A 19,517-nucleotide genomic window follows, 5' to 3' on the forward strand; every position below is an offset into this window, starting at 1 on the left:
CACTTTATTCTTTAGATTTACGGAGCAAAATAAAACCATAGCCTACAACGCGAATGAACATTCAAGAAACCATTACCCAAATTTTAGTAGATAAACTTGGAATAGCAGAAACAGAAGTAACTCCGGATGCTAACCTGGTAAAAGACCTAGGAATAGATTCATTGGATTATGCCGAATTAGTAATGGAATTCGAGCAGACCTTTAACATCAGAATTCCTGATGAAGACGCTGAAAAGTTACAGACTATTAATCAGGCAGTAAATTATATTGATAATAAGCTGAATAAAAAGGCCTAATCAATCACATTTCGATTTTCTGATCTCAGATCAGCACCTGTATTATCCAGAATAACCGTCATTGCCATCTATGTGCTTTACATAAGATGGCATTCGCTTTTATGGCAAATAGGGAAGTGATTGGTTTTCCGTAAAATCCTCAGAACCAAGGAAAAAAGGCTTTAAAATAAAAAAGCCCAAAGAAATCTTTGGGCTTTTGTGACCTCCGCAGGATTCAAACCTGCAACCTCTTGAGCCGTAATCAAGTGCTCTATTCAGTTGAGCTAGGAGGCCTTTTCAAAATTGAGATGCAAATGTAAATAATTATTTCTCGCAAAAAAAGTATTATTCATGTCTATTTGTTTCAATTTATAGGCCACATAGAATGATCAAAGCACTTCATCTTGTACATCCAGACAATGATAAAATCATATTTCTTGGTAGGATACGAAGTTTATGGTCATTTAACGTATACTTTTTTAAAAAACCTTATCTTTGGCGCCTACAATAAAATGAAAGATTTCAGGTTAATTATACTATGAAGAAAATTTCACTATACATTCTCATTACACTTATTTCTATTTCAGCTTATGCCACTGGTACTGAGCCTGATAAGAAAGCATCATTACAACCTAGCAAAATGCTGCAGCCGATGAAAATCAGAGAACGTGCAGCCCGACCTGACATACCTGGTTCATTAATCATTAACCTTGGTTGGAACATACTTCAGGATACGCCTGACGAAATGGAATTAGGTAATTATGGTTCTAGAAGCCTTGAAATCTATTACTTACATGATATGCCAATCGGCAATACAGGATTAGAATTCAGACCAGGTATTGGTGTAGGTTTAGACAGATTTAAATTTGATAATAACATCACTTTAAACCAAACGATTAACGGTGATGGGGAAACAATAGTGAGCACCGCTGACTTAGATGAAGACTGGGATGTGAAAAAATCGCAGTTAGTGGCCAACTACATTGACATTCCTTTGGAACTTAGATTCTTCGCAAATCCTGATGACAAGAGAAGGAGCTTCAATGTAAGTATAGGAGGAAAAGTAGGAATGAGATTCAGTTCGCATACTAAAATTAAATACTCTGAAGAAGGTGAGAACATAAAGCTAAAAAGCAAAAAAGACTTTGGCCTTAACAGATTCAGATACGGTGTAACTGGTAGACTAGGAATTGGAGGTTTTAACCTTTTCTATTACCAGGGTCTTTCTAACCTATTTGATGGTGGGCCTGACGGAACGGAAGATGCCACAAAAATTACAGTAGGTCTTACTTTCACTGCATTCTAAAAGCAGCACAAAATATAAAACAAAAGGGCTGGCTCAAATGAGCCAGCCCTTTTGTTTTATATAGTCTTTATCAGCAGCTATTCGTAGCTTATCTCACTGATCAGAAATTCTCGACTTCCTTTACTTAACTCAAGCACTGCTACCTCCCCTGCCTTCTTCTCAATTAAAATTCTAGCCAATGGTGATATAAAGGCGATCTTGCCTTTCGCTATGTCAGCTTCATCCACTCCTACTATCTGATACTTCATTGACTTGGCTCCAACCTTTAATGTGATGGTAGCGCCAAATCTCACCTCGTCCTTTGGCTGATCTTCCAGACTAATAACTTTAGCCTCATTTATTCTTTCGTTTAACAGCTTGAGTTTGGCATTAATGAAATTGGTAGCTATACGTTTCTCATTTTCATTAATAGAACTTAAACCATCGCGTTCTTTTATTAGGCCATCTTTCTCTTTCAAAAGATCATTAAGGCCGTTCTGAGTCACAAAATTAGTAACACCAGCAGGCAAATCGGCCCTTGGTGGCACCATTGGAATCTCTTCCTGATCTTCCTCTTTTACAAATCCTCTACTCATATAAAAAGAACAACAGTAATCTGCCTTAGTTCAATCCTAATCCTCTGCCGGCATTTTCTCCATAAAGTAATTAGTGATTAGCGTATATAAATGCCTGCGTGTATTCTGGCCTTCATAGATTCCATGAGACCTGTTTGGGTAGGCCATCATATCAAACTGCTTATTCTGTAATATTAACTCATTGATTAACAGCTCCATATTCTGATAATGAACGTTATCGTCTCCCGTTCCATGTATCACAAGCAGGTTACCCTCCAGGTTTTTAGCATGAGTAATAGGTGAACCCGCCACCAGATCAGCTTTTGTTTCCTGTGGGATGCCCATGTAGCGTTCCTGATAGATGTTATCATAAGTCATTTGATAGGCCACTGCAGCTACAGCCACTCCGGTTTTGAAGACTTCAGGGTATTGAAACATCAAGTTTAAGGTGGATGATCCTCCTCCGCTCCAGCCCCAAACACCAACTTTCTCTTTATCGATATAAGGGAATTTTAGAATTTCAATGGCCCCTTGACCTAAGTCATGAATATTAATTCTACCGATATGACGATAAATGGACTTTCTCCATTCGCTTCCTTTTAAACATGGTGTTCCGCGCGGATCAATATCTACTACAATGTATCCCTTCTGGGCCAGCATAAGATTCCACATCCCTACGAAATTATCAGTAGCTACCTGACCCCAGGGCTCACCATATACATGAAAAATGACAGGATATTTCTTTGAGGCGTCAAATCCTAATGGTTTTATCACGCGGGCATCCAACGTAATATTATCTTCCGTTGTCACCTTAATAAACTCAACTGTGGGCATATCAAGTGCCTTCAGCTTGCCTTCAAACTTCTCATTAGAAACTAAGGTCTTTATGGTCTTATGACTTGGCAAGGACACCAACTCGACTTTAGCTGGCTTTAAAGCACTCTGAGAATAATGTAAAGCATATTTGCCATTTGGTGAAATATCATAAAGGTTAACTCCACTTGACTCTGAAGGAGTTATCCTTTTATCCTTTTTACCTCCTTTTAAATCAACGGCATATAAATATCGCTGTGTGATATCTTTTGGAGAGGCCGCATAATAAAGCTGAGAGTCCGTAAGGCCTGCTATTGATCCTGCATCATAATTCCCAGGAGTTAATAACACCTTTTCCCCGGTGGCAATATTTATCTTATACACATTTCTCCATTGGTCTTCAGTCATCCGAATAAACGACTTGCCGCCATCCGTTAAGATCAGGTCATTATCACCCCAGTGCGAAGATGCCAGGTCGGGATAAGAGATGTCTACCCAGGTATCTTCCTTTTCCTCGTATACTAATCTGGTCTTATTAGCTTTTACATCATACGCCCAGATTTTCAGGTCATTTTGCTTATGGTTGATCTGCTGAATCAGCAACAGATCATCAGAAACCCACTGAATACCAGGGATATAATTCTGAACGGTGCTACCTTCCAGCTCGACCCATATCACCTTTTGAGTAGCAGGAGTTACAATACCAATTTTAGCAGATGAAGGATCTTGACCAATCTTCGGATATTGAATGGGTATTGGCTTCGAATAAATAGAATCAGTATTATTGATCATGTAGAAGGTGCCAATAGTGGAAGCATCTAATTGCCAAAAAGCAATTTTGGAAGCTTTAGGACTCCATCTGAAACCATCACGGCAGCCAAATTCTTCTTCATACACCCAATCAAAAGTGCCGTTAATGATGTCTTTAGTTCCGTCTGTAGTAAGCTGAGTGATTTTACCTGAGGAGAATTCTTCCATGTAAAGGTTAAAATCCATTACATAAGCCACATACTTATTATCACCTGAAAACTTGGCAAACATGAGAGAAGAGGCAGAAAAGCCGCCTCCCAATTGAGATAGCTTATTGGTAGTGAGATCATAAACCCAATAATCACCTTTGGTATTAGACCTCCATACTCTTTTGGAATTTGTAAAAATTAAGATTTTAGTCTCATCATCAGAAAGCGAAAAATCTTCAATATCAAGCGGAGTTGAAGCTCCTTTTGGTGTTAACTGAGCAGAAGATAGAAAGCTTGATTCCTTTTGGCTTTTGGTCGCATATTTTATCAGCTCATTTTCGCCCTTTTCATTCGCGGATACCACCACATAAGCCTCACCCTTCTCGATCCAGCTAATCGGTGCCTGATAGTCTTGCTGAAATTCATTTGACGCAAAGATGCGATCAATAGTTAGTTTCTCTTTGTCTTGTGCGTACAGGAAAACCTGCACGAAACAGAGACAAAATATTATGGCCAGTGATTTTTTCATGGTGTATTTCTTTTTTAAAGAAAGATACACCGTAATTATCACGAAGGCAATAATTTGATAATCAGCATGCTGATTAAGAACATTGGGTAAGGAATAAATAAAAAAGGGTATGTACTAAATACCCTTAAATTCTGCTTTTCTCTTTTCCAGAAATGCGTTTACTCCTTCTTTGTAGTCATGTGAGCTGCCCGCTATTTCCTGACAGTAAGCTTCATAGTCTAGCATTTCATCTAAGGAAGAGGATCCTGCCTTGTTAAGCATCTTCTTCATCAAGCCAATAGCCTTAGTTGGTGCTGAGGCATAATAATCTGTGTAAGCTTTAACCGCATCATCTAACTCAGCCAAAGGCACTACCTTGTTTACTAGACCTAGTTCGAATGCCTCACGGCCTTTAACTCTACTGCCCATAGTACTTAGTTCAAACGCCTTAGCACTACCTACCAATCTCGGCAGGAAATATGAAGAACCCGAATCCAATACCAAGCCGATATTAACAAACACCTCCGTTAGCATTGATTCCTCAGCAGCTACTATGATATCACAAGCTAGCGCTATAGAACAACCTGCACCAGCAGCCACGCCATTAAGCCTGCAAATGATAGGCTTAGGTAGATTACGCATGGCTCTGATAATGGGATTATATCTTTTTTGAAGAGACGCTATGAAAGACCTTTTCTCGTCTCCGGAAGCAGCCTTCAAGTCTTGCCCTGAGCAAAAAGCTTTGCCTTCTCCAGTGAGCACTACTACTCTGGCTTCAGGATCTTTCTTTACGGCCTTAAGCACATCCTGAAGTTCGTAGGTAATACCATCGTTCATGGCGTTGTATACTTCTGGTCTGTTCAGGGTTATCGTGCAGACACCTTGGTTTGTTTCTACTTTTAAAAATTCGTACATGATGGGTATAGTTTATTATTCATGAGTCAAGAAAACACCTGATTGCAGCGTTTTATTTTGACACTATAATAATAAGAAGGCTGTAGTGAAATTTACAGCAAATCCTAATAAACTTCCTAAATGCACCTCTAATGGAGAGTGGGAATTTAAATATAACCTGGCCGATGATACTGCTCCGTGTAACACAAAGGCAACCATGATAGGAACGAACAGCATGCTATCCAGATATTTGAGATGAAAAACCAGCAACAAGCCGACAAAACCGGCTGAGCCAGCAGTATGAGCACTGATCTTAAAGAATGATGTCACTACTGTAACCAGTAATCCGGTGATGGTCATACATACAAACATGACCATAAAACTGATACCTAAGGTAGGCTTGCTAATGAAAAAATAGGCCGTAAGCCCATACCACATGGTTATAAATGAAAATGGTAACAGTCGTTCCCGTCTTATTTCCATTTTCAAGCTACTTATGGATTTCGTTAACTTAAGCGTGAGTACACTTATTACTGGCAAAATATAGGTGAGCACGAAAATTATTCCGGCTACCGGAAGTATAGAATTACCATCTATTGGCATGATGGCTGTTGGTGCGTACCAAAACAAGGTAAACAACAATAGCGTCGCCATAATCAACGGATGAAATACTACCGAAATAAAATTAGCCAGCTGTCTCAATACTATAATTCTTTCCTCAACCTGGCTACAGGAATATTCAATTGTTCACGATATTTAGCTACTGTACGGCGGGCAATGTTATAGCCTTTTCCTTTGAGAAGCTTCTCAAGCTTATCATCACTAAGAGGTTTTTTCTTATCCTCATCATCAATGATCATTTTCAGCTCATTTTTAACTTCTCTACTACTCACATCTTCACCAGAATCTGTAGCTATACCTTCTGAGAAAAAGTATTTCAGTGGGAAAATACCAAAGTCAGTTTGCACCGCTTTACTATTAGCCACCCTGGATACCGTAGAAATATCCATATTTATAATGTTAGCAATATCTTTCAGAATCATCGGGCGAAGTTTACTTTCATCACCTTCCTGAAAATATTCATATTGAAAGTCTACAATAGCTCGCATGGTGTTAAGCAATGTGTGCTGTCTTTGCTTAATAGCATCAATAAACCATTTGGCAGCATCTAACTTTTGCTTCACAAAGCTTACTGTATCCTTTAGTTTTTTATCTGATTTATCACTCTTATCATAAGCCTGTAGCATCTCAGAGTAAGAACGACTCACTCTTAGCTCAGGTGCATTTCGGGAGTTCAAAGAAAGCTCAAGCTCGCCATTATCATTAGTAAGAATGAAATCAGGAATAAGATATTGAGTTCTCACTAAACCAGTAGAACTACCTCCTGGCTTAGGATTTAGTTTACGAATGAGCTCTATCGCGTCCTTCACGTAATCTTCATCCTCAATATCCAGCTTCTTCATTATCTTGCTGTAGTGCTTCTTGGTAAACTCATCAAAGCATTCGCTAATAATCAGTTTGGCCACATACACATCTACATTCTGATCATCAGGTCTTCTTTCCAGCTGAAGTAATAAACATTCCTGAAGGTCTCTGGCAGCGATTCCCGGAGGGTCAAAAGTTTGGATCTTTCTTAAAATTTCCTCCACTTCATCCACGTCCGTATCTATATTTTGAGAGAAAGCCAGGTCATTAATAATAGAATCTACATCTCTTCTTATATACCCATCGCTTTCTATGCTACCAATAAGCTGGTTGCCTATGGCATATTGTCTATCATCCAGGCGTAAAAAGCCTAGCTGATCCATTAGTCTTTCATTAAGTGTAGAGTGCATGGCAATAGGCATTTCCTTATCCTCATTGTCACCATCTCCCTGCATTTTATAGCCACTAAAATCATCATCACGCAGATAGTCATCCACATCCAGATGATCATCATCTGAAGATGAATCCATATCGTCCTCATATTCATCCACCACCTCATCAGGCTCATCCTTACCTTCTTCCAGGGCAGGATTTTCCTCTAACTCCTCCTCTACTCTGCTTTCCAATTCGGCAGTAGGAATCTGCAACAGTTTTATAAACTGAATTTGTTGCGGAGATAATTTCTGTTGTAAACTTTGGGTTAAACCAAGCTTCTGCATCCTATGATTTTGCTTAAATCTTGCACTGACTAAATTTACGTCAAAGTTATTATATTTCTATGATTCTTTGACTAAAAGCCTAAATTATCGTTTTTTTGCCGATCAATTTTGGCGCTCTAGTAAGCATTAACAAAACAAGTAAATTTTAGTTGTGGAAGATCAAAAAAGAATCAAAATTAAGGAGCTGTTAGACTCTCCTCAAGTTGGCAAAAAGGTAGTTGTAAAAGGTTGGGTAAGAACCTTTAGAAGTAATCGGTTTATAGCCATAAACGACGGTTCCACAATTAATAATTTACAAGCCGTGGTGAATTTTGAAGCTATGGACGAAGCACTACTTAAGCGTGTAACCACAGGCGCTTGTGTTTCTGTGTATGGTGAAGTAAAAGAATCTTTAGGGAAAGGGCAGTCAGTAGAAATCATAGTTGAAAAACTAGATATTCTTGGCGATGCTGATCCTGAAAAATATCCGTTACAACCGAAGAAACACTCTCTAGAGTTTTTGAGAGAAATAGCGCACTTAAGGGTAAGAACAAATACTTTCAGTGCCATCTATCGTGTGCGACATGCTATGATTTTTGCGGTGCACAACTTCTTTAACCAGAAAGGTTTTTACAACGTTCACACGCCAATCATCACAGGATCTGATGCTGAGGGTGCTGGTGAAATGTTTAGAGTAACCACTTTAGACCTTGACAACCCACCGAGAGATGAAGAAGGAAAAATCAATGACAAGGAAGACTTCTTTGGCAAAGAAACGAACTTAACAGTTTCTGGTCAGCTGGAAGGAGAGACCGCAGCTATGGCTATGTCTGAGATTTACACTTTCGGCCCTACGTTTAGAGCTGAAAACTCTAACACCTCTCGTCACCTGGCAGAATTCTGGATGATAGAGCCGGAAATGGCTTTCTATGACATCAATGATAACATGGATTTGGCTGAGGAATTTGTAAAGTATCTGGTAAAGTATGCTCTTGAAAACTGCAAAGATGATCTTGAGTTCTTAAACCAAAGAGCACTGGATGAAGATAAAGTAAAGCCTCAGAACGAAAGAAGTGAAATGAGCTTATTAGAAAGACTGCAATTTGTAGCTGATAATGAGTTTGAAAGAGTAACTTATACAGAGGCCATTGACATACTTAGAAACTCTAAGCCTAATAAGAAGAAGAAATTCCAATATTTAATAGATGGCTGGGGAGCTGATTTACAATCAGAACATGAAAGATTCTTAGTAGAGAAGCATTTCAATAAACCAGTAATTTTATATAACTACCCTAAGGATATCAAAGCGTTCTACATGCGTCAGAATGATGACAACAAAACTGTAGCTGCTATGGATGTTCTTTTCCCTGGAATAGGAGAAATCATAGGTGGCTCACAGCGAGAGGAAAGATATGATAACCTGAAAGCCAGAGTAGATGAAATGGGTATTCCCGAAAAAGACTTATGGTGGTATCTAGACCTTAGAAAATTTGGTTCTGCACCTCATAGTGGCTTCGGATTAGGATTTGAAAGGCTGATACTATTCGTTACCGGAATGGGAAATATCAGAGACGTAATTCCTTTCCCAAGAACACCGGATAATGCGGAGTTTTAAGAAAAGCAACATATAATGAAAGCAAAAAGGCCTGAGGGTTTACTCAGACCTTTTTTTTATATAGCATTTTACCTTTTAAGCATAAAAAAAGTCGCTCTTTACCAGAGAGCGACCCTAAGCTGTACCTTAAAACCAACTAAAAACATACAGCTTTTAATCAACCTAAACCTGAAAAGCTTATTTCAATTGGCATGCCAATAAATTCTCAGGCTAAATCAGTCAAAAAACAAGCTTTTTATTACTAAACCGTCTCATATTTGGAAGATCACTCTAAGAAATGGAACAATCCTTAGATTTCAACACTATTCAGGATCATACTCTTCAGCTTCAGTAAGAATATAGTTGCAGTGATACATATCTTCCTGGTTCAACTTCAGCACTCCTTTAATAGTAACAATTTGATCTATTTTAAACCGACGGTGTCGGCCTGAAAACTCCAGCTCAGCTATCGACTCAGGACCGCCGTTACCACAAAAGAAACAAGAGGAATAAGGATTCTTAGAAAGAATAAATATATCATCCTTTTGATTGACGGATAGCATATAACCTTTTAAAAGCACCTCTTTGCCCTCCAGAGCTTTTATAGAAGCTCCGAATTCCGGGTAAAAATAATAGGCCTCTTCTTCCTCACTATATTTATCTGTGAAGGTAACATTTTCTAATTTCCTCCAGGTTATTTTAGTTTGTGCAACAGCCCATTGACTGGCAAAAAACATGATGAACGTGGCGATAAGAATTTTACGCATCTGCTAAGGTTTTAGAAATATTAATGTGAAAAGCCCTGACAGCTGGCAATAGAGCCGCAGTCACTGCAATGCCTACTGCCGCCAGAAATAACCACAGCTCACCGGCCCATTCAAGATTTTGCCATAGCTTATAATGAAAATTCATTTCCAAAACGCTGGAAAGCGACCATAGTAAAAGTCTGTTGAGAAATAGAGCTATAAAGAAACTGCACAATGTTAAAATCAGAGCTTCCTGCAACACCAACTGCACGAGCTGCCATCTGGCCGCCCCATATGATCTCATAAGAGCCATTTCTACTTCGCGCTCTTTAAATCCTTTATAAAGACTGATGAAAACACTAAAAGCAGACACCACAATAATGAAAATGCCTATTAGTTTTATCGTATTGGCACCAATTCCTAAAAATCCAAATAGCCGATCCATTTCATAGGCAGGCACTGCAGCCTGCATATTGGTTTTATCATTAATCTTCCTGGGTAGCTGTATCATTGCCATTGGGTTAGCAAACTTTACCAGCGCTGCTGTCACCTCTCTTTCATCTTCCTCATGTTCACTATGGCCATGGTTCTCATCTTCATGAGCATGCATATCCCAAACACTTTCCATTGAGGTGAGTAAAAGTTGATCCACCACAGCGTTGGTATAATCCAGTATGCCCACTACATGATATGAATGATCATGATGCGCCTCACCCCCTTCTACCAATCCGTGCGACCCATGGAATTGATCTCCAACTTTTAACCCAAGCTTTTCGGCCACAGCTGCACCTACAGTAACCTCAAAATGATCCTGCCACAACCGTCCCTTAAATATGTTTGCATGATACAATTCTGGATACTGATCCGTTGACCCGACTATTCTAAACCCTTTGTAGCTATCACCATATGCCAAAGGTATCACTGATGAAACCAATCGATTCTTCTCTAATTTCATTACCTCCTCATATGGAATGTTGCCAGTGGGTGCGTCTATATGATAAACTGCGGATAGCACCAGCTGCAAAGGACTACCCTTAGCGCCCACCACCATATCTACGCCTTTAAGATTATTATCCATCTGCTGCTGAAACTGCTCCTTTAACTGAAGCTACCCTTTCACAGTTTTTATCATCCAAATTAGAGGTAGGTTCATCGGCTAAAATAAGATCAGGACTGTTCACCACAGCCATGGCAATAGATGCCCTTTGCTGCTCTCCCTGACTTAGCTTTTGCGACCTAACTTTCAGCTTGTGCTCAATACCCAGACTAGTTGACACCTTCAAAATTCTGTCGCTGTCTTGAGACGCACCAGATAACCTCTGTACCAACCTCATGTTCTCTTCCAAGGTAAGTGAGGCGATAAAATGCGGCTTCTGATAAACCAAACCAATATGTCTACCTCTGAATTTATCTATCTCTCGGCTCGAGAGCGACTGAAACTGCCTACCCTGCAGCTCGAGGGTACCTGACTGCGGCTTGAGCAAGCCCGCCATCAGATGAAGAAAAGTAGTCTTCCCAATACCCGACTCCCCTAATATGAGCATATCCTCTCCATCCCTCAAACAGACATCAGGAAAACCAAAGCTCACAGACGAGTTATAAGCAAAAAATAATGACTTCGTCTTGAACATCTTATTCGTTTTCGACAAAGCTAGTCAAGGGAAAACATAAATGCAACATAGTTGCATTTATGTTTTCATTATATATATCTTTGCGTCATTCCAATCAAAACAAGACATGAAGAACAGATTTATTGGTATCCACGCTGATTTCATTGGCTTTGCTGCATCCGCCCTATGTGCTATTCACTGTGCGGCCTTGCCGTTTTTACTGAGCCTTGCGCCACTAGTCACTGTGCAATACCTTAAAAACCCCTGGATTGAATACACCATTATATTGATCAGTTTTCTTATTGCCGTCTATTCTCTGGCATTTTCTTACAGAAGGCATCACAGAGATTTATTACCCATAAAGGTGGTGACTTTAGCTTTTATACTCATTGCTACAGGTCAGTTAATAGATAAGGAATGGCTTGAAGTAGGATTATCATCTACCGGTGCCATACTAGTAGCCACAGGACATCTGATCAACTGGCGAAAAATCAAACAATCAAGAATTGACAACCCAAATTGTATAGATAAAAACGATAATGTTTAAAACTAAAAAACTGCCTGTAACCGTACTAAGTGGCTTTCTCGGGGCAGGCAAAACCTCACTTCTTAACCATATTCTCAATAACAGAAAAGGCCTTAGAGTGGCTGTAATTGTGAATGATATGAGTGAACTAAATATTGATAGTCAACTAGTACAGCATGAAGTATCACTCTCCAAGACTGATGAAAAGCTAATAGAAATGAGTAACGGGTGCATTTGCTGCACGCTACGTGAAGATCTTATTATTGAAGTAGAAAGACTGGCAAAAATGAGAAAGTTCGATTATTTACTCATTGAAAGTACAGGCATTTCAGAACCCATCCCTGTGGCGCAAACTTTCTCATTCGCTACCGGTGAAGAGCTTTATGATCTAAGCAAATTCAGCAGGTTAGACACCATGGTTACTGTGGTAGATGCTTTGAATTTCCTCAAAGACTTTGGTAGTGCGGATACCATTATGAGCCGCGGCATGACTGATGATTCCGATGATCAGCGATCCATTGTAAATCTTCTAACCGACCAGGTCGAGTTCGCCAATGTAATAGTTCTCAATAAAACAGATCTGGTAAATGACCAACAACTCCACCTTCTGGAGGGAATTATCAGAAAGCTAAACCCTGAGGCTCATATAATTAAGAGTTCTTTTAGCCAGATAGACCCGAAAGCGATACTTAACACCAAGTTATTCGATTATGAAAAAGCGGAGCAATCTGCTGGCTGGATCAAGGAACTGAACAATGAGCATACACCTGAAACTGAGGAATATGGCATATCATCGTTTGTTTTCAGAGACAGAAGACCATTTCACCCTGAGCGTTTTCTCCAGTTTGTCAATAGATATTGGCCAGCCAATGTCATTAGAAGCAAAGGCATTTTTTGGATTGCCTCTCGCCCTGACCAGGCCCTACTATGGAGCCAGGCTGGTGGATCATTAAAAGCGGAGCCCTACGGAAGATGGTGGGCATCTATCTCTATTCACGAGCGCGCATTGAACCCATCCTACATGGAAAATCAGGATGAGATTATGCAAAAATGGGACTCTGAATATGGAGACCGAATGAACGAATTAGTGATTATTGGCAAAGACCTAAATCAGGAAGAAGTAACGAGAAGCCTTAATAAATGCCTTGTCGATGATTTTGCATCGCATTATCATGATGACTTTCAGGACGATTGGCCGGTTTGACTTACTACATAACAACTCTTGCCCATTTTTCTATATGAACAATGGGCAGATTGTCTTTCCCGATCTTTAATAATAAATAACCCACCCATCTACGACATGACTATTTTGGTAGGCCGCCACGAAACTATCTTTAAAGTATTCATTTATACCATGGTTTACCTTTGCTACAAAAACACTCTGCTCAGTATCCGCCGGTTGTAAATCCCATGGCTTAATCAACAACCTCTCCCATTTCTGATTTCTTTCAAATTGAATCTCTCGATCCAGATCACTATCACCATCGGCTATCGAAATAATACTTCGGTCAAGATTGAAAGCAAGTGAAGGCAACCTTTCATTGTAAACATAAATCTTTTCCACATCAGGGATGTCTTTAATAAAGGCAGCTACATTGCGCTGATCGTGCACTTTGGCCGGGTTATTATGAAAAAATATGGAAGCTAGCACTGTAAGACTTGAAGTAAATACCACGGACAAATAAATAAGCAGCCTGTCTGGGCTTTCACTCTTAATTCTAACATACAGGATAATTGAAACCATCATCAATAGACCTATACTACAAAACCATAAAAATCCATAAACTAACGAATGATCAAACAGCGGCATTAATCCAAGAGCCAGGGCAACTATGCCTGTAAAAATCAAAAAGCCTGCATCCCAGCGCAATTTATTCTTAACCCTTTCCCATGAATGAGCGGCTAAAAGTGCAATACCGCCGTAGATGGGAAGTACATATAAAATAAGTTTGGAGGTAGATAGTGAAAAGAAAATAAGCGGTAAAAAAATCCATATCAGCAACACGGAATCAACCGAATAAGCTTTTAATCTCAACCTACTTAAAGCTCTTAGGACTATAAAGGCCCAGGGAAGAGAGGTAAGTGGAACAATTACCAAATAAAACCAAAATGGCTGCCTTCGACCGAATGTATTGGTAGCGAACCTATCTATGGTATGCTTAAATATAAAATAATCCGCAAAAGCATGATCCTCTTTATAGAGTACAACAAACCATGAAAAAGATATAGCCAGCATAAGAAAAATTCCCAGGGCGTGATACTTCCAGGATTTATACGCGGCTTGCACCAACCTATTATAGGCCACTACAAAAACTATGGGCACAATAAATATTACCGGGCCCTTATCCAAGAAACCAATCCCTAATAAAATATAAAAAGCAAAGAGAGCCCATCAGATTATATTTCTCTCTGTATGACATCCAACTGACTATGACTGCTAGCACTAAAGTTGTTAAATAAGTATCAGTGGTAAGCGCCCGAGAGCCTATAATTACGGCTGGAAACGAAAAATAAATAGCTGCGGCAAATAAGGCCGTCTTCCTGTTTTTAAAAAGCCGAAGACCAATGGTATAAATAAGCAGCACCTGAATAAGTACAGCCACTTGAAGAAAGAAGCGGGCAGCAAAAACATTGACACCAAAAATATCATACGAAAGTACTGTAATCCAATAAGTTACAGGGGGCTTATGGTAATGCCCTATCCCTAGAAGTTTAGGGTGAACATAATCACCCGAATTTATCATTTCACGACCTATTTCAGCATACCTGGCCTCACTGGTTTCCGTTACACCCCAAGCTGATAAGTTCACGAACAAAATTACTGTCGCAAACATCAGCAAATATATTATACCCTGATTCTGTTTGAAGAATGTCATAATTTAGCTGCTACACTAAACCACACGCTTCTTTATATTATATGGTTGGTTGCCTCTGAGATTTTTACAGCAAATCACACTTTAGCCTGATACGTCTCTTCATTATGCATATTCTTCCACGCCGTAAAACCGCCAGCCAAATTATAAACATCATTAAAACCAGAATGATATAAAATCAAAGAGGCGATGTACCCACGAAGCCCTTTAGCACAGTACACGAGCTGTGAATTATTCTTATCCAACTCTTCAAATCGATCCCTCAACTCATCTAGAGGAATATTGACAGCACCTTCAATTGCTCCATTATCGCATATCTCTCCTGATCCGCGTACATCCAAAATAGTAAGCGATCTCGCTTTGTCTATTAACTCTTCCGCTTCAGTGACATTTACCTCTGCGAAATTGCCCTTTAACGAATTCTCGGCTACATAGCCAATTACAACTACAGGATCTTTCGCTGGCGAAAAAGGTGGAGCATAGGCTAAATCTAACCTAGGCAGATCATGAATTGTGAGTTTGGCATAAATAGCCGTCGATAGCACATCTACCCGCTTATCTACTCCTCTTTCGCCAATCATCTCAGCACCAAGCAGTTGGCCACTTGTCTGATCATAATATATTTCAAGAAATATATCTTTAGAATCAGGATAAAACCCAGGTGTGGTTCCCCCAATAAACATGGAAGATTTAAACGGAATATTTTTTCTATTTAATTCTTTAATCCCCAAACCCGTGCGTGCAATGGTGTAGTCAAATAATTTCATAATAGCAGTACCATAGCCACCACTGAAAGTTTCTGTAGCCCCAGCTGCATTAGCGCCAGCCACTCTGCCCGCCTTATTAGAATGTGTGCCCATAGGAAACCACCCAGCTTCTTGAGTCAACATATTTGGAATAGCAGCACAATCACCAGCCGCGTAGATATCAGGCAGGGAGGTTTCCATTCTTTCATTTACGATGAGAGCACCATTCTGAAGATGTTCGGCTCCCTTGTTAATTAACATCTCCGTATTTGGCTTAACGCTAATACTCACAAGCATAAAATCCGTATGAAATCGATCTCCGTTGCTTAGAATAATCTCCTGATTTTTAGCATCAATCTCCTTCACAGAAACACCAAGCTTTAGGTCAACGCCATTTCTTCTCAACTCACTAGCAGCCATGTGAGCAAACTTTCCATCCCAGTTTGTCAGCACCTGATCACCAAGCTCCACCACCGTAACCCTCTTTCCAGCATGAATCAGATTCTCTGCTGTCTCCAAACCTATCAGACCGGCACCCACAATGGTAATATGTTCAGCATGATCCACCCCCACTTTGCCCATAATTTTATCAAAGTCTTCAATAGTCTTAGCGAAAGCCCAATTATCAAATAACTCAATTCCTGCTATTGGAGGCAGAAATGCACGTCCCCCGGTGGCAATAATCAGCTTATCATATTGATAGGATCCTCTGTGCGTATAAACAAGGTGAGCTGCGGGATCGATATCAATAACTGGTTCATTTAAATGTAAATCCACCGCAAACCTTTTTCTTAATAAATCAGGCTGCACTACCATAAGTTTGTCTCTGGAGGTAATCTTTCCAGACATAGCATATGGAATGCCGCAGGTAGCATAACTAATATGCTCCGTCTTCTCGAAAAGCTTGATCTCAGCATTTTCGTCTGTTCTTCTGGCTTTAGCTGCTGCAGAAGGCCCTGCAGACAGTCCGCCGATTATAATAATTCTATTTCGTTTCATAATTCTATTAGAGATGAACATCTATCGGTTGATTGATGACAAAATTAAAAATGGAAAGCAGCGTCAATTCTGACCGATAGCATCTCACTACATGACAAGGATCAGGGTTAGGAGGTTATGTGATAAGAGTTACAGAAAGGGCATAAAAAAAGCCGCTCTGACCAAAGAGCGGCTTTCGAAATACAAATCTAATCAACCTAAACCTACTTATCTATTTACAATGGCTATGCCAATAGAAAAATATGTCATTCAAGCCATTTAAAGCATGTTATATTCAAAATACACTCCATTTTATGGAAGGATTTTTATAAGGTGGAATATGATACATAACCTAAGATTACCTTCAGATTAATTCTGTAATCCAAAATTTCAGGCATAAAAAAACCGCCCCGAGTTGGGGCGGTCTCTCATACAACTTTTTAATCAACCTAAACCTGACAAACTTATTACATCAGGCGTGCCAGTGGGTAAATATGCATTTCAACCAATTCAAGACACATGACATATTAAAAACACTCCATATCATGGAAGACTTTTTTTAAAATGGAATATGACAATAAAAAAACCTATTACGAACCATATCCTTCAACACGTCAAAACCTATAGACATAAAAAAAACCGCCCCGAAAGGGGGCGGCCACTCATACAACTTTTTAAATCAACCTAAACCTGATAACCTAATTACAACCAATGTGCCAAAGGCCGAATTGGCCTCAATTCAATCTAGAGACACTTTATCAAATCATATCCTTCCGATCAACGGAAACACTGTTCACCGAATGGAAAACTGAACGTGTTTACTCAACCTTTAATGATGATAAAGAGATGTTGGAGGGGTGATAGAACTTTACTTAAACTTTGAGGTAAATGTGATGGGCGCATAAAAAAGAAAGCCGCTCCAGGGCGGAGCGGCTTTAATTTACAACTAATCAACCTAAACCTGACAAACCTATTTCAATAGGCGTGCCAAATTATAAATTCGGGTTAAAAGCCATTTAAAGCCCACTTGGCAATCGATCTTTCCAAATTTTGGAAAAATAGTTTCTAAGATGGAAAATTAGTCTACTTCAGCAAACCTGTCATCACCACACATTCTCACCACTTTGGGCTGGAATGTGCCGACTACATCTACTAAATCCACTTGAGCCGCCATCACCTGATGAATATCCTTATATGCCATAGGCGCCTCATCCAGGCCTGAGCCAATAACATGGACACCGGCATGCTTTAAGTAGCTTCTCACTTCATCTCTGGTAAGCATGGCTTTGGCTTTAGTTCTACTCATTACTCTACCTGCACCATGTGAGGCGGAGTTAATAGAAGCATGTTCGCCTCTACCTCTTACTATAAAACCAGGCGACGTCATGGAGCCAGGAATAATTCCCATCACGCCTTTACCGGCAGGAGTAGCACCTTTTCTATGGACAATAATCTCATTGCCCTCAGCATCTTTCTCCTTCCAGGCGAAGTTGTGGTGGTTTTCAATCATGGCCAATGGCTGCTCGCCAAGGGAGGTTGCCATTCTCTCATGAACCTGGTGATGACATGCCGATGCATAATCACCTGCCAGATTCATAGCCAACCAATATTCCTGGCCGTCTTCAGTATCCAGATCCAGCCAGGCCAGGTGCTTAGCTTCCGCCGGAAGTTTGCACTTATCCATGGCCAGCTTGGTGTAATGCCTGGCAATATTAGCTCCCAGACCTCTGGACCCAGAGTGAGATAACACAGCCAAATATTTACCCTTTGGCAGATTATACTCGTTTTCCACATCCACAATTTCAGTGACACCAAACTCCACAAAGTGATTACCGCCACCACTGGAGCCTAACTGTGAATATGCCCTGTCTTTTAGCGACTTCAGGATATTAATTTCTGAAAACTCACTTCTATCGATTACATCATGACCTTTAGGCCTTTTGAATATAGCATTCCCAAACCTGCTGTTATCATTCAGCATTTTCTTATAGTTATCCAGGTTTTTATATTCAAATACTGCTGGTAAATCATACAGAGTCATGCACATTCTACAGCCAATATCTACTCCTACACCATATGGAATTACAGCATTTCTGGTGGCCAGCACACCACCGATGGGTAATCCATAACCCTGATGCGCATCAGCCATAAGCGCCCCTGAATGCGTGATCGGTAACTTCATGGCTACTTCCATCTGATTTACAGCACCAGCCTCAATGCCTTCAGCACCATAAGTTTGGTAAGGAATTCTTTTCTTGTTTAGCTCCAGCGTTTCATTATACTCTGTCTTGATAATCAAGCTCTTAGCCACTGGGGCCAAGTTTTCATGTTTTAGGTAAAGCGCCGGATTCTGCACTACTCTGGTTAAAAGCTCAAGCTTAAACTTTTTGCTTTTCCCTTTGTAGGAATTCTCCATAGCCTTTATAGCTTCTCCAATGGCTCTACCTTCAGGATATCCGAGCTGTCTCAGCTCTTTACCTGTCAACTTTGTTGTTGCCATCTCCAATTATTTTTAAATCTTTTCAATCTTGTTCTTTTAATATTTTGCTTCAACTCCTTGGTTACATGGTTATCAACCGAATTCATTAAAGCCTTGCGATAATAACCGATCGCTTTACGGTATTCTCCTTGGGTTTCAGCTACTTTACCCAAAACACCAAACACATAATCCTTGTCGATGTCATCGCATTTCTCTGCTTTGACCATCAGATCAGACAGTGCCTGATATTTACGCTTAGACCAGTAGAGCTCTACCAAATCTTCATAAACCTCAATATAGTTTGGGTTAAAATGAAGAGCCAGCAAATAATGTCTCTCTGCCAGAGCTTCATTGGTTTGATAATAGTGATGCATCCAGCCCATGGTATAGTGTAATTTAGGATAGCCCGGCTCTTCGGTCAGTCCGCTCATTAACAGCTTATGCGCCAAATGATAATCACCTTCATAGATAGCATCTTCCGCAAATGGTATTAAATCTTCAATATATTGTTCATATATGTTCATGATACAAAA

The 19,517-nt window shown here is 39.9% G+C and carries 18 protein-coding genes and 1 tRNA gene; 5 read left to right on the plus strand and 14 right to left on the minus strand.

Annotated elements, in window-relative coordinates:
• Positions 1 to 53: 53 nt before the first annotated feature.
• Entirely contained in the window at positions 54 to 296 is a 243-nt protein-coding gene (locus LVD16_RS25845) for an acyl carrier protein (RefSeq protein WP_233771189.1), read from the plus strand.
• Positions 297 to 495: 199 nt separating this feature from the next.
• On the opposite strand, the gene LVD16_RS25850 is transcribed toward LVD16_RS25845, so the two are convergent.
• Positions 496 to 569, minus strand: a tRNA-Arg gene (locus LVD16_RS25850).
• 244 nt (positions 570 to 813) lie between these two features.
• Here LVD16_RS25850 and LVD16_RS25855 point away from each other — a divergent pair.
• Positions 814 to 1,581, plus strand: a complete 768-nt coding sequence (locus tag LVD16_RS25855) for a porin family protein (protein WP_233771190.1) — start codon at positions 814 to 816, stop codon at positions 1,579 to 1,581.
• Between the two features lie 77 nt (positions 1,582 to 1,658).
• Here the strand turns inward: LVD16_RS25855 and LVD16_RS25860 are convergent, their stop codons facing one another.
• The 5 genes from LVD16_RS25860 to rpoN all read right to left on the minus strand — a co-directional run bounded on the left by LVD16_RS25860 (position 1,659) and on the right by rpoN (position 7,453).
• Positions 1,659 to 2,156 (minus strand): GreA/GreB family elongation factor, encoded by a 498-nt coding sequence (locus LVD16_RS25860; protein WP_233771191.1) that lies wholly within the window; start codon positions 2,154 to 2,156, stop codon positions 1,659 to 1,661.
• A gap of 36 nt (positions 2,157 to 2,192) precedes the next feature.
• Complete coding sequence (locus tag LVD16_RS25865; protein ID WP_233771192.1) at positions 2,193 to 4,436, minus strand: S9 family peptidase; 2,244 nt, start codon at positions 4,434 to 4,436, stop codon at positions 2,193 to 2,195.
• Between the two features lie 114 nt (positions 4,437 to 4,550).
• Positions 4,551 to 5,330: an enoyl-CoA hydratase/isomerase family protein gene (locus tag LVD16_RS25870; protein WP_233771193.1), complete on the minus strand. Its 780-nt coding sequence runs from the start codon at positions 5,328 to 5,330 to the stop codon at positions 4,551 to 4,553.
• A gap of 63 nt (positions 5,331 to 5,393) precedes the next feature.
• Positions 5,394 to 5,963 (minus strand): phosphatase PAP2 family protein, encoded by a 570-nt coding sequence (locus tag LVD16_RS25875; RefSeq protein WP_233771194.1) that lies wholly within the window; start codon positions 5,961 to 5,963, stop codon positions 5,394 to 5,396.
• Positions 5,964 to 6,013: 50 nt separating this feature from the next.
• A complete protein-coding gene (rpoN, locus tag LVD16_RS25880) occupies positions 6,014 to 7,453 on the minus strand; it encodes an RNA polymerase factor sigma-54 (protein WP_233771195.1) in 1,440 nt (479 codons plus the stop codon).
• Positions 7,454 to 7,604: 151 nt separating this feature from the next.
• Here rpoN and asnS point away from each other — a divergent pair, with 151 nt between their 5' ends.
• Positions 7,605 to 9,047, plus strand: coding sequence for an asparagine--tRNA ligase (gene asnS / locus LVD16_RS25885; RefSeq protein WP_233771196.1), 1,443 nt, complete (start codon positions 7,605 to 7,607; stop codon positions 9,045 to 9,047).
• A gap of 302 nt (positions 9,048 to 9,349) precedes the next feature.
• On the opposite strand, the gene LVD16_RS25890 is transcribed toward asnS, so the two are convergent.
• The 3 genes from LVD16_RS25890 to LVD16_RS25900 are packed head-to-tail and all read right to left on the minus strand — an operon-like array spanning position 9,350 to position 11,403.
• Positions 9,350 to 9,793, minus strand: coding sequence for a DUF3299 domain-containing protein (locus LVD16_RS25890; RefSeq protein ID WP_233771197.1), 444 nt, complete (start codon positions 9,791 to 9,793; stop codon positions 9,350 to 9,352).
• On the minus strand, positions 9,786 to 10,850 hold the full coding sequence (locus LVD16_RS25895; RefSeq protein WP_233771198.1) for an ABC transporter permease: 1,065 nt from the start codon (positions 10,848 to 10,850) through the stop codon (positions 9,786 to 9,788). The genes LVD16_RS25890 and LVD16_RS25895 overlap by 8 nt, the downstream gene beginning before the upstream one ends.
• Positions 10,843 to 11,403, minus strand: a complete 561-nt coding sequence (locus LVD16_RS25900) for an ABC transporter ATP-binding protein (protein WP_233771199.1) — start codon at positions 11,401 to 11,403, stop codon at positions 10,843 to 10,845. Before LVD16_RS25900 ends, LVD16_RS25895 begins: the two co-directional genes overlap by 8 nt.
• A gap of 106 nt (positions 11,404 to 11,509) precedes the next feature.
• On the opposite strand from LVD16_RS25900, the gene LVD16_RS25905 reads away from it, so the two are divergent.
• Both LVD16_RS25905 and LVD16_RS25910 read left to right on the plus strand, forming a co-directional pair.
• Positions 11,510 to 11,929: a MerC domain-containing protein gene (locus tag LVD16_RS25905; protein WP_233771200.1), complete on the plus strand. Its 420-nt coding sequence runs from the start codon at positions 11,510 to 11,512 to the stop codon at positions 11,927 to 11,929.
• A complete protein-coding gene (locus tag LVD16_RS25910; RefSeq protein ID WP_233771201.1) occupies positions 11,922 to 13,112 on the plus strand; it encodes a GTP-binding protein in 1,191 nt (396 codons plus the stop codon). The genes LVD16_RS25905 and LVD16_RS25910 overlap by 8 nt, the downstream gene beginning before the upstream one ends.
• A gap of 66 nt (positions 13,113 to 13,178) precedes the next feature.
• On the opposite strand, the gene LVD16_RS25915 is transcribed toward LVD16_RS25910, so the two are convergent.
• The 5 genes from LVD16_RS25915 to LVD16_RS25935 form a co-directional block, all read right to left on the minus strand.
• Positions 13,179 to 14,231 carry a glycosyltransferase family protein gene (locus LVD16_RS25915; protein ID WP_233771202.1) on the minus strand — a complete coding sequence of 351 codons (1,053 nt, stop codon included), beginning with the start codon at positions 14,229 to 14,231 and terminating at the stop codon, positions 13,179 to 13,181.
• 19 nt (positions 14,232 to 14,250) lie between these two features.
• The gene (locus LVD16_RS25920; protein WP_233771203.1) at positions 14,251 to 14,784 is read right to left on the minus strand and encodes an ArnT family glycosyltransferase; all 534 of its coding nucleotides are present in this window, start codon (positions 14,782 to 14,784) and stop codon (positions 14,251 to 14,253) included.
• A 74-nt stretch (positions 14,785 to 14,858) separates the two neighbouring features.
• A complete protein-coding gene (locus LVD16_RS25925) occupies positions 14,859 to 16,526 on the minus strand; it encodes an FAD-dependent oxidoreductase (protein ID WP_233771204.1) in 1,668 nt (555 codons plus the stop codon).
• A gap of 1,057 nt (positions 16,527 to 17,583) precedes the next feature.
• Positions 17,584 to 19,005 carry an RtcB family protein gene (locus LVD16_RS25930; RefSeq protein ID WP_233771205.1) on the minus strand — a complete coding sequence of 474 codons (1,422 nt, stop codon included), beginning with the start codon at positions 19,003 to 19,005 and terminating at the stop codon, positions 17,584 to 17,586.
• Positions 18,987 to 19,508, minus strand: a complete 522-nt coding sequence (locus LVD16_RS25935; protein ID WP_233771206.1) for a tetratricopeptide repeat protein — start codon at positions 19,506 to 19,508, stop codon at positions 18,987 to 18,989. Before LVD16_RS25935 ends, LVD16_RS25930 begins: the two co-directional genes overlap by 19 nt.
• Positions 19,509 to 19,517: the final 9 nt, after the last annotated feature.

The sequence above is a fragment of the Fulvivirga ligni genome, assembly GCF_021389935.1.
GTDB lineage: Bacteria > Bacteroidota > Bacteroidia > Cytophagales > Cyclobacteriaceae > Fulvivirga > Fulvivirga ligni.